Source organism: Aeromonas rivipollensis, assembly GCF_010974825.1.
Taxonomy (GTDB): Bacteria; Pseudomonadota; Gammaproteobacteria; order Enterobacterales; family Aeromonadaceae; genus Aeromonas; species Aeromonas rivipollensis.
The window spans coordinates 79,885-95,224 of the sequence record NZ_JAAILA010000003.1 but is presented as its reverse complement, the minus strand read 5'-3'; the positions used below and the strand labels follow the sequence as shown (position 1 = coordinate 95,224).

The 15,340-nt window shown below is 60.8% G+C and carries 13 protein-coding genes and 1 tRNA gene; 10 read left to right on the top strand and 4 right to left on the bottom strand.

What is annotated here, in order from left to right; all coding sequences use genetic code 11:
* Positions 1-99: 99 nt before the first annotated feature.
* Positions 100-1,128 carry a DUF2066 domain-containing protein gene (locus tag G4923_RS01305; RefSeq protein ID WP_106886373.1) on the top strand — a complete coding sequence of 343 codons (1,029 nt, stop codon included), beginning with the start codon at positions 100-102 and terminating at the stop codon, positions 1,126-1,128.
* A 102-nt stretch (positions 1,129-1,230) separates the two neighbouring features.
* Positions 1,231-1,932, top strand: a complete 702-nt coding sequence (gene hda, locus G4923_RS01300; protein WP_162520047.1) for a DnaA inactivator Hda — start codon at positions 1,231-1,233, stop codon at positions 1,930-1,932.
* A 93-nt stretch (positions 1,933-2,025) separates the two neighbouring features.
* Here hda and aceA read toward each other — a convergent pair whose 3' ends face one another.
* The 4 genes from aceA to G4923_RS01280 all read right to left on the bottom strand — a co-directional run bounded on the left by aceA (position 2,026) and on the right by G4923_RS01280 (position 6,199).
* Positions 2,026-3,339, bottom strand: a complete 1,314-nt coding sequence (gene aceA, locus G4923_RS01295; protein ID WP_111910109.1) for an isocitrate lyase — start codon at positions 3,337-3,339, stop codon at positions 2,026-2,028.
* 72 nt (positions 3,340-3,411) lie between these two features.
* A complete protein-coding gene (gene aceB, locus G4923_RS01290; RefSeq protein ID WP_163135123.1) occupies positions 3,412-5,019 on the bottom strand; it encodes a malate synthase A in 1,608 nt (535 codons plus the stop codon).
* 703 nt (positions 5,020-5,722) lie between these two features.
* On the bottom strand, positions 5,723-5,863 hold the full coding sequence (locus G4923_RS01285) for a hypothetical protein (protein ID WP_163135121.1): 141 nt from the start codon (positions 5,861-5,863) through the stop codon (positions 5,723-5,725).
* A gap of 259 nt (positions 5,864-6,122) precedes the next feature.
* Positions 6,123-6,199 (bottom strand) — tRNA-Pro (locus G4923_RS01280).
* Positions 6,200-6,438: 239 nt separating this feature from the next.
* On the opposite strand from G4923_RS01280, the gene G4923_RS21200 reads away from it, so the two are divergent.
* The 8 genes from G4923_RS21200 (at position 6,439) to G4923_RS01240 (ending at position 15,117) form a co-directional block, all read left to right on the top strand.
* Entirely contained in the window at positions 6,439-6,615 is a 177-nt protein-coding gene (locus G4923_RS21200; protein WP_240453240.1) for a hypothetical protein, read from the top strand.
* Positions 6,612-7,151: a tRNA adenosine(34) deaminase TadA gene (tadA, locus tag G4923_RS01270; RefSeq protein ID WP_106886378.1), complete on the top strand. Its 540-nt coding sequence runs from the start codon at positions 6,612-6,614 to the stop codon at positions 7,149-7,151. Before G4923_RS21200 ends, tadA begins: the two co-directional genes overlap by 4 nt.
* A gap of 205 nt (positions 7,152-7,356) precedes the next feature.
* Positions 7,357-9,594: an ABC transporter permease subunit gene (locus tag G4923_RS01265; protein ID WP_163135119.1), complete on the top strand. Its 2,238-nt coding sequence runs from the start codon at positions 7,357-7,359 to the stop codon at positions 9,592-9,594.
* 51 nt (positions 9,595-9,645) lie between these two features.
* The gene (pstA, locus tag G4923_RS01260; protein ID WP_163135117.1) at positions 9,646-11,295 is read left to right on the top strand and encodes a phosphate ABC transporter permease PstA; all 1,650 of its coding nucleotides are present in this window, start codon (positions 9,646-9,648) and stop codon (positions 11,293-11,295) included.
* A gap of 107 nt (positions 11,296-11,402) precedes the next feature.
* On the top strand, positions 11,403-12,221 hold the full coding sequence (gene pstB / locus G4923_RS01255; protein ID WP_005328825.1) for a phosphate ABC transporter ATP-binding protein PstB: 819 nt from the start codon (positions 11,403-11,405) through the stop codon (positions 12,219-12,221).
* Between the two features lie 111 nt (positions 12,222-12,332).
* Positions 12,333-13,043, top strand: coding sequence for a phosphate signaling complex protein PhoU (phoU, locus tag G4923_RS01250; RefSeq protein ID WP_025327511.1), 711 nt, complete (start codon positions 12,333-12,335; stop codon positions 13,041-13,043).
* A 192-nt stretch (positions 13,044-13,235) separates the two neighbouring features.
* On the top strand, positions 13,236-14,555 hold the full coding sequence (gene paeA / locus G4923_RS01245; RefSeq protein ID WP_163135115.1) for a polyamine export protein PaeA: 1,320 nt from the start codon (positions 13,236-13,238) through the stop codon (positions 14,553-14,555).
* A 19-nt stretch (positions 14,556-14,574) separates the two neighbouring features.
* Positions 14,575-15,117: a hypothetical protein gene (locus G4923_RS01240; RefSeq protein ID WP_162627170.1), complete on the top strand. Its 543-nt coding sequence runs from the start codon at positions 14,575-14,577 to the stop codon at positions 15,115-15,117.
* Positions 15,118-15,340: the final 223 nt, after the last annotated feature.

Below are 15,340 nucleotides of genomic sequence, written 5' to 3'. Positions count from 1 at the left end.
CCCCTTGCCGGCTTCGTCGTTTATCCCGCCCTCCTGCTTGCTGCCATGCGCGCCTTGCCGCTACCATAAGCAGCATCCCCCATTTCGAGAATCTTCTTTATGCTGAAACGCTTAGCGACTCTCCTCTGCTGTCTGCCACTCATGGTGTCGGCTGCCCAGGTGACCGACCTCTACCAGGGCAGGGCGCCTACCAGCGGCGACATGACAGCCTCCCAGTCCCAGGCACTGGGGGAGGTGCTCGTCAAGGTGACCGGCAGGCGCGACATCCTCACCCAGCCCGAGGTGGTCAAGGCGCTGGCGACTCCCGGTGACTATGTGCAGCACTACGGCTATCAGGATGTGGGGCCGGTCAAGTTTCTCAAGGCCGATTTCAACGTGGCCAAGGTCAATGCCCTGGTAGGCCAGAGCAAGTTCCCCCTGCTCGGGCCCGTCCGCCCGCAAATGGCGATCTGGCTGGTAATAGATGAAGGGGAGCGCCGCATTCTGCCGGATCAGTCCAGCGACGGCTGGTCCGCCGCCCTGCGCGGTCAGGCCCAGGCCATGGGGTTGCCGGTCAGCATCCCGCTGATGGATCTCGATGACAACATGGCGGTCAGCGCCACCGATGTCTGGGGTCGTTTCGCCGACCCCATCCTCAAGGCGAGCGAGCGCTATGGCGCCGAGATGGTGGTGCTGGGCAAGCTGACGCCGGAAGGGGAGAAGTGGAGCATCGACTGGGGGCTCTATGGCGCCAAGCCGGGGGCTTCGGGCGGCGCAGAGCTGACCGAGCTGACCAAGGGGGCCGGCTCAGGTACCCAGGCCGAGGTGGCGCAGGGCATGGCCGATGCGCTGGCGGGCTGGCTGGTACAGCAGTACGGCACTCGCCTGTCCGGGGTCGTCTCCAGCCAGACCCTGGTGGTGGAAGGGTTGTCCGGCATCGACGGCATGATCCAGATACAGAAGATGTTGCAGGGCATGGCGAGCGTCACCAAGGTGGCGATCGGCAAGCTGGAGGGGGACAAGGTCACCTTCAACCTGTCGCTGCAGGGGGACAAGGCCGAGCTGGTAAGGGGTCTGCAACTGGAGAGCCGCCTGCACCAGATCGAAGACAATGAGAGCGGTCTGCGTTACCAATGGTCGCAGCCCTGATCCCAGGGGAAGTTCCAGACCGCCCGGCATGACCCGGGCGGTTCTCTATCTGCCGCTCTGGTGATACACTTGCCCGCAAATATCACAGTCAAAGCCCAACGAGTGAAGCAACCGGCCCAACTGTCTTTAGCCGTACAATTACCGGATGATGAAACCTTCGTCAGTTTCTATCCCGGCAACAACGCCCATCTGATCACCGCCCTCAAGAATGCGGCCATCGGTCAGGGCGCTCCTTTCCTCTATTTCTGGGGAGCCAAGGGCTCCGGACGCTCCCACCTGCTGCACGCCACCTGCGCCGAGGTCAATGCCCGCGACGCTGCCGCCGCCTATCTCTCCCTGGATCAGTTCGAACAGCTGGATCCCAGCATGCTCGACGCCCTCGAAAGTCTGCCCCTGGTCTGTCTCGACAGCCTGGAAGCCATCGCCGGCAATGGGCTCTGGGAGCGGGCCCTGTTCGATTTTTACAATCGCTGGCGGGAGAAGGGGGAGGGGACCCTGGTGGTCACCGGCTGCAGCGCGCCGCGCAAGCTGGGGCTGCAACTGCCGGATCTCGCCTCTCGCCTCGACTGGGGAGTGAGTTTCCATCTCGACGAGCTCGATGACGAAGGCAAGCTCAGTGCCCTGCAGCTGCGTGCCGAGCTGCGGGGCTTCAAACTGCCCATAGACGTGGGCCGCTTCCTGCTCAACCGCTTGTCCCGCGACATGCGCACCCTGCTCACCACCCTCAATCAGCTCGACAACGCCTCCTTTCGCGCCAAGCGCAAGCTCACCATCCCCTTTGTCAAAGAGATCCTCGAACTCTGAGACAATGGTGATTGCCTGTCTGCGCCACATCCTTGAGTGGCGAGCAAAAAGAAACCCCGGCATCAGGCCGGGGTTTTGCTATCTCAATGTCTATCAGTGGAACTGGTCTTCTTCGGTGGAACCCGTTAAAGCGGTCACCGAGGATTGCCCGCCCTGAATGACGGTGGTCACCTTGTCGAAGTAACCGGTACCGACTTCCTGCTGGTGTGCCACGAAGGTGTAGCCACGCTCGGCGGCGGCAAATTCCGGCTGCTGCACCATCTCGACGTAGTGCTTCATCCCTTCGCCACGGGCGTACTGGTAGGCCAGCTCGTACATGTGGAACCACATGTTGTGGATGCCCGCGAGGGTGATGAACTGGTACTTGTAACCCATGTCGGACAGCTCCTGCTGGAAGCGGGCTATGGTGGCATCGTCCAGGTTCTTCTTCCAGTTGAAGCTGGGGGAGCAGTTGTAGGCCAGGATCTTGTCCGGGTACTGGGCCTTGATGGCTTCGGCAAACTGACGTGCCTCGTCCAAGTCCGGCTTGGCGGTTTCACACCACACCATGTCGGCGTAAGGGGCATAGGCCAGGCCGCGGGAGATGGCCTGCTCGATACCGGCCTGCACCTTGTAGAAGCCCTCGGCGGTACGCTCCCCGGTCAGGAAGCCTGCATCGTAGGGATCGGCGTCCGTGGTCAGCAGGTCGGCGGCGTTGGCGTCGGTACGGGCGATCACCAGGGTGGTGGTGCCACAGACGTCGGCGGCCAGACGGGCGGCGATCAGTTTTTGCACCGCTTCCTGGCTCGGCACCAGCACCTTGCCACCCATGTGACCGCACTTCTTGACCGAGGCCAGCTGATCTTCGAAGTGCACGCCGGCGGCGCCCGCTTCAATCATGCCTTTCATCAGCTCGAAGGCGTTCAGCACGCCGCCGAAACCGGCTTCGGCGTCCGCTACTATCGGCAGGAAGTAGTCGATGAAGCCGGCATCCTGCGGGCCCACCTTGTTGGCCCACTGGATCTGGTCGGCACGGGCGAAGGAGTTGTTGATGCGCTCCACCACGGACGGGACAGAGTTGGCCGGGTAGAGAGACTGATCCGGGTACATGGTGGAGGACAAGTTGTTGTCCGCCGCCACCTGCCAGCCGGAGAGGTAGATGGCCTCTATGCCCGCCTTGGCCTGCTGCACCGCCTGGCCGCCGGTCAGGGCGCCGAGGCAGTTGACGTAACCCTTCTTGGCGCCGCCGTGGATCAGCTCCCACAGCTTGTCGGCACCGCGCTGGGCCAGGGTGTGTGCCGGCTGCAGGCTGCCACGCAGGTTCACCACGTCTTCGGCGCTGTAGCCGCGTTTGATCCCTTTCCAGCGGGGGTTTTCTGCCCAGTCTTTCTCGATAGCCTGGATCTGTTGCTCACGGGTCAGTGCCATATCAGTTCCCTCTTTCATTGATTTCACGTTTCCATTGATTTGTTATGGACGAGTCCCTTCCGGGGCCCGGATTCAGAGCCGCTCGTAACCGGGCAGCGTCAGAAAATCGATCAGGGTGTCGGCGCAGGTGATCTGCTCCATCAGCTCGCTCGCCTCGGCAAAGCGGCCTGACTGCCAGCGGGTCTCGCCCAGCTCGGCTTTGACCACCTGCTGCTCCTCGGCCAGCATCTGGCGGAACAGCGCCTTGGTCACCACCTGGCCGTTCGAGAGGCTCTTGCCGTGGCGGATCCACTGCCAGATGGAGGTGCGGGAGATCTCGGCGGTGGCAGCATCTTCCATCAGGCCGTAGATGGGCACGCAGCCGTTGCCGTTGATCCAGGCCTCCAGATATTGCAGGGCGACCCGGATGTTGGTGCGCATGCCCGCCTCGGTGCGTTCACCCTCGCAGGGGGCCAGCAGCTCGGCGGCAGTGATGGGGGCATCCTGCTCGCGCAGTACGCCTATCTGGTTCTTGGCGCCTGCCGGGATGCTCGCGTTGAACACTCCCATGGCGGTATCGGCGAGGCCGGGGTGGGCGACCCAGGTGCCGTCGTGGCCGTTGTTGGCTTCACGCTCCTTGTCCGCTTTCACCTTGGCAAAGACCTCGGCGTTCACTGCCGGATCCTTGGCCGGAATGAAGGCGGCCATGCCGCCCATGGCCAGGGCGCCGCGCTTGTGGCAGGTCTTGATCAGCAGCCGTGAGTAGGCACTCAAGAAAGGCTTGTCCATGGTCACCACCTGGCGGTCCGGCAGGACGCGATCGGGGTGGTTCTTCAAGGTCTTGATGTAGCTGAAGATATAATCCCAGCGGCCGCAGTTGAGGGCGACGATGTGATCCTTCATCTGATAGAGCAGCTCGTCCATCTCGAACACCGCAGGCAGGGTCTCGATGAGGACCGTGGCCTTGATGGTGCCGCGGGGCAGGCCGAACTTGTCTTCGGTCCAGGCGAACACCTCGCTCCACCAGCGTCCTTCCAGATTGCTCTGCAGCTTGGGCAGGTAGAAGTAGGGGCCCGAGCCCTTGGCCAGCAGCGCCTTGTGGTTGTGCAGGAAGTAGAGGGCGAAGTCGAACAGGCCGCCAGGGATGGCGTCGCCATCGAAGGTGACGTGTTTTTCCGGCAGGTGCAGGCCGCGTACCCGGCAGATAAGCACTGCGGGATCGGGATTGAGGGTGTAAGCCTTGCCTTCAGGACTGGTGTAAGAGACGGTGCCGTTGACCGCATCGCGCAGGTTGATCTGACCCTCGATCACCTTGTTCCAGGCGGGGGCCAGTGAATCCTCGAAGTCCGCCATAAACACTTTTACGTTGGCGTTGAGGGCGTTGATGACCATCTTGCGCTCGACCGGTCCGGTGATCTCCACACGGCGGTCCTGCAGATCGGCGGGAATGCCGCGCACTGTCCAGCTGCCTTCACGGATGTGGGCGGTTTCGGGCAGGAAGTCCGGCAACTCGCCGCCATCGATGCGGGCCTGGCGAGCCACCCGTTGTTTCAGCAGTTCATTGCGCTGAGGAGCGAAGCGTTCCACCAGTTCGGACACCAGGGCCACCGCATCCGGCGTCAGGATCTGCGCGTAATCGGGAAGCATCTCGCCTTGGATGCGCAGACGGGTGCTGCTGATGGTCTGGGCCGGTGCCGACATAGGTTTCACTCCTTTGAAAGTTACATTTTGAACTTACTAACTACGACTAACGTCTATATCCGTTTCTCTTAAACTCCCCGTAACAGCGGGGTAACACGACTCATAAGGTGCAAAATAATGCTTGGTTCGTCAACTTGATTTTTAAAACAGGTGTTTTTGGTTGGTATTTAAGTTGATGTTTTTAAAGTGTTTATGTGATTAGCATAAAAGCTCTACGCAGATGGTTATGCTCTCGACTGGCGAGGCCGTCAGGGGGAATGAAAGAGCCAGGTGCGGCACATCAAAAATGTAATTAATTACGTAATAAAATTACCAATGCAAAAACAAATCCCGACCTTACTCCAGGCTTTGCGAAAACAGCTGTATGAAATGCCTGCTGCCAACACAGTCGGCATCTGGCATGTGAAGCCATTGACAGGTGAACTGCTGTTTAAAACCAAATGGTCAAATCTTGCGAAGCGGGGGTAGCGCAGAGCGTGTGGTGGAAATGACGAGCAATAACGTAGGTTTGTATCAAGGGGCTGGAGCAGGGGAGAGGGAGATGACGGGGAACGGAGTAGTGAATAACACCAATCCCTGGATGTTTATCAGCATTTTATGGTTATTTTCGTTGACGGCTTTTTAGCCGGGTCGGGACGGGGTGCCGGACAGCAAAACTGGCCTTTCGTCCTCAGGGTTGGAGAGGGACTGGGCCAGATCCGCCTCAGTAGTCATCATCCGGCGCGGCGAGATCGATCACGTCCAGATGCACTGTACCGCCGAGGCCGGTGTCGGTGGATTCGGGATCGGAATGGGGTGAGGAGAGAAGGGGTTGATCGGGCTGTGTGTCGACTGCTTGATTCATGGGTGCTTGCCTCAATGGATTGCAAGCCGGTTGGTGATTCCCTCACCCTGACGCCACCTCCCTGTCTGATGGCCGGCGGAAAAGTTGCGTATCCTAGCGGGACTTTATGAAAGCTTCAAGTGGTTCTGTATAAAATTTATGCCGGCACGGCCTCTGTGCAAGACACAGGGGAGAGATAAGAAAAGGGCGTGCAGGGGATGGGCAGAAAACAGGTAAAAAAATAGCCCAGTCGTTTGACTGGGCTATTTCTCGGGGAAAATGGTCGGTGTGAGAGGATTCGAACCTCCGACCCTCTACACCCCATGCAGATGCGCTACCTGGCTGCGCTACACACCGACGGAGTCAGCTCGGCTGACGGGAAAAGAGTCTAATAGGATGATCCTAAGGGTGCAACTCCTTTTTTATCAGGGAGATGCCGATTGCTTCTTTATTGCTCAACCAAGATGCAACTTGGGCCTTGGCGGTAGTTTTGGCATAATCGCCGCCCACCTCGCCCGGTGCCGGTGGCCCTGTATCCGGGCCGAGCGGACAGGGCCGTCATTGATGATGAATACAGATAAATGAGAGGAACGGCCGTGGAGCCAGCACAGAAGAACGCAGCCGAGATGCAGATCACCCAGGACGAGCGCTGGATGCGTCATGCCATGGCCTTGGCGGCCAGGGCGGAAGGGGAAACGGGTGAGATCCTGGTCGGCACTGTGCTGTTGTCCGAGGTGCGCAGGTTGCATAGCGACAGAGAGGTAAGGGCGTGACGCCATCAGAAAACAATGATGTCTTTGATCAGGCACGGCAGGACGAGCGCTGGATGCGTCATGCCATGGCCTTGGCGGCCAGGGCGGAAGGGATAGGCGAAATCCCGGTCGGTGCCGTGCTGGTGCTGGGGGACGAGGTGGTCGGCGAGGGGTGGAACCGCTCCATCAGCGCCCATGACGCCTGCGCCCATGCGGAGATCATGGCGATCCGCGCCGCCGGCATCACGCAGCAGAACTACCGGCTGCTCGATACCACCCTTTATGTGACCCTGGAGCCCTGCTGCATGTGTGCCGGCGCCCTCATCCACAGCCGGGTGAAGCGGGTGGTCTACGGGGCCCGCGATCTCAAGACGGGGGCGGCGGGATCGGTGTTCGACATTTTGCAGGACCCGCGCCACAACCACAGGGTGGCGCTGACGGGGGGGGTGCTGGCAGAGGCCTGCTCGGCCCAGCTGTCGGACTTCTTCAAGCGGCGGCGCGCCGAGAAGAAGGCGGCCAGAGAGGCGCTGAAACAAAGTGGTGGCCCCGCCCTCTGAGGCGGACGGGGGGCATCATCTTGCCCCCGCTCTGAATTTCTTCACACATCCTCATATAAAACAGAGGGTTGGCACTGCTGCTTGCCCTCATCCTCCTGCCTGTATCCCCCCTGAAATAACCTCTTCACAGAGGCTCCTGATGTAACAAAACTGTCATGCAACCGCCATATAATGCCGCCAAGCCTAGCTCACATTGAGGTCTTGCATGTCATCGGAATCGTTAAACCTGGTCATGGCGGGCAGTAGAAAACGCCGGATCAAGGATAAATTGGCCAAATACGGCGTCACCACAGGGGGAGCCCTGGTACTGGTGGCCCTGCTGCTTATCTTCTTCTACCTGCTCTATGTGGTGAAACCCATCTTCAATGGCGCCAGCGTAGAGGCAACCTCCTCCTTTACCCTGCCGACGCAGGGCAAGACGGCCTGGCTCGGGGTCGAGGAGCAGAACGAGATAGGGTATCGCTTCAACGACCAGGGTCAGGTCAGCTTCTTCGCCGTCAAGGCGGATGGCGGCGTCAAGGTGGGCCAGGTGTTGGGCCAGGCCAGTGTCGCCGGTGACGTCACCGCCGTCGCCGTGCCGGCACCGGGCCAGAAGCTCATCGCCTATGGCTTTGCCGACGGCAAGGCCACTGTGGTGCAGCCCTCGTTCAAGGTTTCCTACCCGAACGACGTGCGCGTCATCGAGCCCAGCCTGCAATATCCCTTCGGCGAAGAGCCTGTGGTGATAGATCCCCAAGGCAAGGCGCTGACCCGCATGGTGTTCGAGGCGACCAAGGACAAGATGGCCACCGCCGCTGTGACCGAGGATGGCCGCGGCGTGATGACGGTGATGAGCGGTGAGGAGAACTTCCTCTCCGGGGAAGTCGAGTGGAGCAGCCAGAACTACGCCATTCCTTCCCTGCCTCGTCACGTGGATCAGATGCTGCTGACCCCCAACCTGCGCATCCTGTTCGTGCGTGAAGGCAATCGCCTGTCGGTCTATGACATCCACAACCTGAGCGACATCTCCCTGCGCGACGTCATGGAGATCAATGCCCCCAACGCCGACGTGACCCAGGTTGCCCTGCTCTCCGGCGCCTCCTCCCTGCTGGTGGGCAATGACAATGGCGTCATCTCCCAGTGGTTCGAGGTGGCGAAGGACGGCAAGCGCCAGTTCACCCAGATTCGTGACTTCAAGGGCGACGGCCCGGTCGCGCTGCTGACCCCGGAGCATTTCCGCAAGGGCTTCATCAGCGCCGCCAAAGACGGCACCATCAACTTCTTCCACGCCACCGGCGAGGCCAAGCTGCTTGGCGAGACCATAGAAGGCGGCGCCCTGGCGGCCCTGGCCATCTCTCCCCGCCACAACCTGCTGCTGACCCAGCAGGGGAATGACTTCAAGGTCTTTGAGGTGGAGAACGATCACCCCGAGGTGACCTGGTCGGCCCTGTGGCAGCAGGTGTGGTACGAAGGTTATCCCGAGCCCATGTATGTGTGGCAGTCCACCTCTGCCAGCAACGACTTCGAAGCCAAGCTGAGCCTGGTGCCCCTGGTATTCGGGACCCTCAAGGCCTCCTTCTACGCCATGCTGTTTGCGGTACCGCTTGGCGTGGCCGGTGCCATCTACACCGCCTACTTCATGTCGGCGGGCCTGCGCAAATACGTCAAGCCGACGGTGGAGATCATGGCGGCGCTGCCGACCGTCATCCTCGGCTTCCTGGCGGGTCTCTGGCTGGCGCCCATCATCGAGGGGGCGCTGCCCGGGGTGATCCTGCTGCTGCTGCTGCTGCCCATGGGCATGTTGCTCACCGCCCTGGTGTGGAACTACCTGCCGGAGCGCGGCAAGTCCTGGTTGCCGGACGGCTGGCACGCCATCCTGCTCATTCCTGTGCTGCTGCTGATTGGCTGGGGCGCCTTCGCCTTGAGCCCGCTCATCGAGAATGCCTTCATGCACGGCGATTCGCGCATCTGGCTGACCCACGAGATGGGCATCAAGTTTGACCAGCGCAACTCCCTGGTGGTCGGCATCGCCATGGGCTTCGCCGTCATACCCACCATCTTCTCCATCGCCGAAGATGCGGTCTTCTCGGTGCCCAAGCACCTGACCCAAGGGTCTCTGGCGCTCGGGGCGACCCCCTGGCAGACCCTGAGCCGTGTGGTGATCCTGACCGCGAGTCCGGGCATCTTCTCGGCGGTGATGATGGGCCTGGGCCGCGCCGTGGGCGAGACCATGATAGTGCTGATGGCGACCGGCAATACCCCCATCATGGACTTCTCCATGTTCCAGGGGCTGCGTACCTTGGCGGCGAACATAGCGGTGGAAATGCCGGAGTCGGAAGTGGGCAGCTCCCACTACCGGGTGCTCTTCCTCGCGGCCTTCGTCCTGTTTGTGTTCACCTTTATGTTCAACACCCTGGCCGAGTTCATTCGTCAGCGGTTGCGCGAAAAATACAGCTCTCTGTAATGAGCCGTTCTCTTAAAAAGCGGCGTTCTGTATATGGACAAGGAATCAACAATGGGTAAGTGGTTTAAATCAGGGGCCCCCTGGATCTGGATGACAGGCGGCGCCGTCAGCCTGAGTCTGGTAGCCGTACTGGGTCTGTTGCTGCTGATCGGCTGGCGTGGTCTGGTCTACTTCTGGCCGCACCCCATATATGAGTGGCAGCTTGAAGATGCCAGCGGCAACAAGAGCGTGCTGATCGGCGAAATCAATGACCGCGAGATGGTACCTGTGGAGCGGCTGCGCGCCGCGGGCCAGGCGCTGGAGGGGGAAGAGCGCGAGCTGCTTACCCGTTATCTGGTCAAGACCGGCAACCGTGAGTTCGTCGACCTCGATTTTCGCTGGGTGCTGGAGACCGACATCAAGTCCCAGAGCCAGCCGGCCGAGCTCGCCATGGTGGAGCGTGCCACCAACGGCAACTTCTACGGTTACATCACCTCAGTGAAAGAGGATGGCAAAGAGCTGACGGCAGATCTGCATCCCGCCCTGCAACGGGTACTGGCTCGTGCCAACGCCCTGTCGGAGCAGGCCAACGATCTGCAAAAGGGAGACATCGGCGGCATCAACTACCAGCTGGAGCGACTGCGTCTGAAAGAGCGCAAGGCGGAGCTGGAAGGGGAGCTGACCGACGCGCTCAAGGCGGATCTCGCCGCGCAGCGCCAGGCCCTGAACGATCGTTATCTGGTGCTGGAGAGGGAGCTCTTCTCCCTGCGCGCCCAGGCGGATCGTGACGCCATCACCGTCAAGGATATGCGTGGCGAGCTGGTGACCATGCCCATGTCCAAGGTGCTGGACGTGGTCTGGCCCAACGACATGAGCCTGATGGCCAAGGTAGGTCACTGGTTCCACCAGATTGGCAAGTTCGTCTCCGACGATCCCCGTGAGGCCAACACCGAGGGCGGCGTCTTCCCCGCCATCTTCGGCACCGTCTTTATGGTGTTGCTGATGGCCATCATAGTGACACCCCTCGGCGTGGTGGCCGCTGTCTACCTGCACGAGTACGCGGGCAAGAACAGCCTGACCAAGATCATCCGCATCGCGGTGATCAACCTGGCGGGTGTGCCCTCCATCGTCTACGGCGTGTTTGGCCTCGGCTTCTTCGTCTACACGCTCGGTGGTTCGTTAGATCAGCTGTTCTACCCGGAAGCGCTGCCGAGCCCGACCTTTGGCTCACCCGGCGTCATCTGGTCGGCGTTGACCCTGGCCATCCTGACCCTGCCGGTGGTGATCGTCTCCACCGAAGAGGGGCTGGCCCGGATCCCGAGCACCATACGCCAGGGTTCCCTGGCCCTGGGGGCCACCCAGGCCGAGACCCTGTGGCGCATAGTGCTGCCCATGGCGAGTCCGGCCATCATGACAGGCCTGATCCTGGCGATAGCCCGGGCCGCCGGTGAAGTGGCACCGCTGATGCTGGTGGGGGTGGTAAAACTGGCACCGACCCTGCCGATGGATGGCAACTTCCCGTACCTGCACGTGGAGCGCAAGTTCATGCACCTGGGCTTCCACATCTATGACGTCGGCTTCCAGAGCCCGAACGTCGAGGCGGCGCGGCCCCTGGTCTATGCCACCTCCTTCCTGCTGGTGACTGTGATAGTGGGCCTCAACCTGACGGCTATCGGTATTCGTAACCACCTGCGCGAGAAATTCCGGTCGCTGGAGCATTAATCCGGCCACCTGACTGAGACAAGAGATGCGCGGCCCAGCGGCCGCCATCAACAGCATGATGGTCGCCGGAATGTATCCGGCCACCCCAGAGAGATTTGAGGTAACAGATGATCAACGTAACACCGACTTCGACCCAGCATACCGCCCTGGACCTGCTCAACCTGAGCCCGGAGCAGACCGCCCTTGAGGTCAAGGATCTCAACCTGTATTACGGCAACAAGCAGGCGCTGTTCAACGTCAACATGAAGATCCCGAAAGGGCAGGTGACGGCCTTTATCGGCCCGTCCGGCTGTGGCAAGTCGACCCTGCTGCGCTGCATCAACCGGATGAACGATCTGGTGGAGATCTGCCGCATCGAGGGGGAAATCCAGCTGCATGGCCACAACATCTATGACAAGAGCGTGGATGTCTCCGCCCTGCGCCGTCAGGTGGGCATGGTGTTCCAGCGCCCCAACCCCTTCCCCAAATCCATCTACGAGAACGTGGTCTATGGCCTGCGCCTGCAGGGCATCAACGACAGACGCACCCTGGACGAAGCCGCCGAGCGCTCACTGCGCGGCGCAGCCCTGTGGGAAGAGGTGAAGGATCGGCTGCACGACAACGCCTTCGGCCTCTCAGGTGGTCAGCAGCAGCGTCTGGTGATCGCCCGGGCCATCGCCATCGAGCCGGAAGTGCTGCTGCTCGATGAGCCGACTTCGGCGCTCGACCCCATCTCCACCCTCACCATCGAGGAGCTGATCAACGAGCTCAAGAGCCAGTTCACTGTGGTGATAGTGACCCACAACATGCAGCAGGCGGCGCGGGTGTCGGATCAGACCGCCTTCATGTACATGGGTGAGCTCATCGAGTACTCGAACACCAACACCATCTTCACCACCCCGGCCAAGAAGAAGACCGAGGACTACATCACAGGTCGTTACGGCTAAGGCATGGTTGGTGCAACAAGGATCATTGGTATGAACAAGATGAGCATCAATAAACAGATTACCGGTCGGTTCAACGGCTAAGGCATAATCGGAGCAACAAGGATTATTTGTATGGACAATATGAACCTCAATAAACACATCTCCGGTCAGTTCAATGCCGAGCTCGAGAACGTGCGCAACCAGGTGCTGGTGATGGGCGGTCTGGTGGAGCAGCAGCTGACGGACGCCATCTCCGCCATCCACATCCAGGATCTGGATGCGGCGCGCAAGATAGTGGCCAACGACCACAAGGTCAACGCCATGGAAGTGGCCATCGACGAGGAGTGCACCCGCATCATCGCCAAGCGCCAGCCCACCGCGTCCGACCTGCGCCTGGTGATGGCCATCATCAAGACCATCACGGATCTGGAGCGCATCGGCGATGTGGCGGACAAGATAGCCCGCATGCTGACCGACAACGCCAACAAGCCGCAGCCGCCGCTGGTGTCCCTCGAGAACATGGGCCGTCGCACCATCAAGATGCTGCACGACGTGCTCGACGCCTTTGCCCGCATGGATCTGGAGGCGGCCATCGCCGTCTACAAGGAAGATGACAAGGTGGACAGGGAGTACGAGTCCATCATCCGCGAGCTGATGACCTACATGATGGAAGATCCGCGCACCATTCCCCAGGTACTGAACGTACTGTGGGCGGCGCGGGCCATAGAGCGGGTCGGCGACCGCTGCCAGCACATCTGCGAATACATCGTCTACTACGTCAAGGGCAAGGACGTGCGCCACACCAAGGCGGACGAGCTGAGCGACCTGCTGGGCAAGCATTGAGACAGAAATGAATAAAAAGGCGCCTTGAGCGCCTTTTTTATTGCATTGGGGGGCGGCTTAAGATAACGCGCCCCACGGGGCGCTTTTCTGCTAGAATATGGCCCCTGTGTGAGTCCCGGATGGAGTCACGGTCCGGTTTCCCGGGCCCAGTTTGCCGTCTTGTGCTAAGGCGGCTGTAGCAATAGGTTAATCATGAGTTTTGCCGATAGTTTGTTCTTTTTGATGCTGCTGGTCGCCGGCAGCGTGTTCTTCTCGCTTTCCGAGATCTCTCTCGCCGCCTCCCGCAAGATCAAGTTGCAGGTGATGGCCGACGAGGGCAATCGCCATGCCGAAAAAGTGCTGGCACTGCAGGCCCAGCCGGGTAACTTCTTTACCGTGGTGCAGATAGGCCTCAATACCGTCGCCATCCTGGGCGGCATCCTGGGCGAATCCGCCCTGAACCCCGCCATCAAGTCGTTGATCTCCGGCTTCTATCAGGGCCCCTGGCTCTCCCAGATAAGCTCGATCGCCTCCTTCGTGTTCGTCACCGGCATGTTCATCCTGATAGCGGACTTGATGCCCAAGCGCCTGGCCATGACGATGCCGGAACGGGTTGCGGTGGTGGTGGTACGCCCCATGCTGCTGTGCGTGACCCTGCTGATGCCGCTGGTGTGGTTCTTCAACGGCCTGGCCAACGCCCTGTTCCGCCTGCTGCGGGTCTCCATGGTGCGCAACGACGAGATCACCTCGGACGACATCTATGCGGTGATGGATGCGGGCGCCGAGGCCGGCGTCATCCAGCGTGAGGAGCACCAGCTCATCGAGAACGTGTTCGAGCTGCAATCCCTCGGCGTCACCTCCGCCATGACGGCCCGCGAGAGCCTCATCTACTTCACCCTGCAAGAGGGCGAAGAGAGCATCAAGGCCAAGATTGCCGAGCACCCCCACAACAAGTTCCTGGTCTGTGATCACAACCTCGACAGCATCAAGGGCTTCGTCGACGCCAAGGAGCTGCTGATCCGCGTCATCAGCGGCCAGAGCATAGATCTCAACAGCGGCTCCCTGGTGCAGAACGTCATCATCATTCCCGACACCTTGAACCTCTACGAGGCCATGGAGTACTTCAAGAATCATCGCGGTGATTTCGCGGTGGTGATGAACGAATACGCCCTGGTGGTGGGCATAGTCACCATGAATGACCTGATGAGCACCGTCATGGGCGAGTGGGCCACCCATGCGATGGAAGAGCAGATAGTGCAGCGGGACGAGAACTCCTGGTTGGTGGACGGTGTCACCCCCATCTCCGATGTGATGCGGGCCTTCGACATAGAGGAGTTCCCGGGGAACCAGAACTACGAGACCATCGCCGGTTTCATCATGTTCATGCTGCGCAAGATCCCCAAGCGGACGGACTCGGTGAAATACGCGGGCTACAAGTTCGAAGTGGTCGACATCGACAGCTACAAGATCGATCAGTTGCTGGTCACCCGGGTGGAGCCTGTGCAGGCCGAGAAACCCGCCCTGGAATCGTGAAAGGAGTTACCAAGGAGTCATGAAGATGCCGTCTTATTCCCGTGCGTTGAGCTGTGTGGCGCTCGCCCTGGCGCTGGGGGCCTGCAGCCAGAGCGCTCCCCGCAAACCCGCCGCCGCCCCCAAGCCCGTGGCCCCCAAGGCCGCTGTGGTGGCGCCGCAGCCGGACCCCGATGCCGTGGTGCAAAGCGCAGTGGCGGAGCCGAGCCCGGTGTTCGATGAGGAGTACCATGGTCCGGATCAGGGGTCGCTGGAGTCGGTGACCGCCCTGTTCGCCCGTGGCTACATAGAGTCGGCCATGCGTGAGACCATGCTGGCGGCGGTGCACAGCGATTACCCCTTGCTCGGCATGCGGGACGTGCGCCTGACCGACCCTGTGGCCAAGTTCCTCACCTCGGCCCAGGCCCGTACCACGGCCCACGACTACCTCTATGCCGGGGTGCAGCGCAGGCTGGGCCGCCCCCTGAGTCCGGCCCAGTGGGAGCAAATCTGGCAAGGATTCCCCCAGCAGGGGCGAGTCTCCGACTGGGTCAAGCAGACCAAGCGGGTACTGGCAGGGCGCTGAGTCGCCAGCCCATCCATGCTTCACAAGAGGCCACCCCCGGGGTGGCCTCTTGTCGTTCAGGCCCCTGTACCCGGGCCCTGGGTGGCAAGGACAAGGGGCTTCCCTTTGCCGCTATCATCCTGAGCTTGCTCAGATTTGTTCCTAGTTCCCGATTGCCTCTCCCTCTGCTTTGCGCCATGATGCATAGGACTTATAGCCGTCTAGATGTTTTGATGGCTTAATG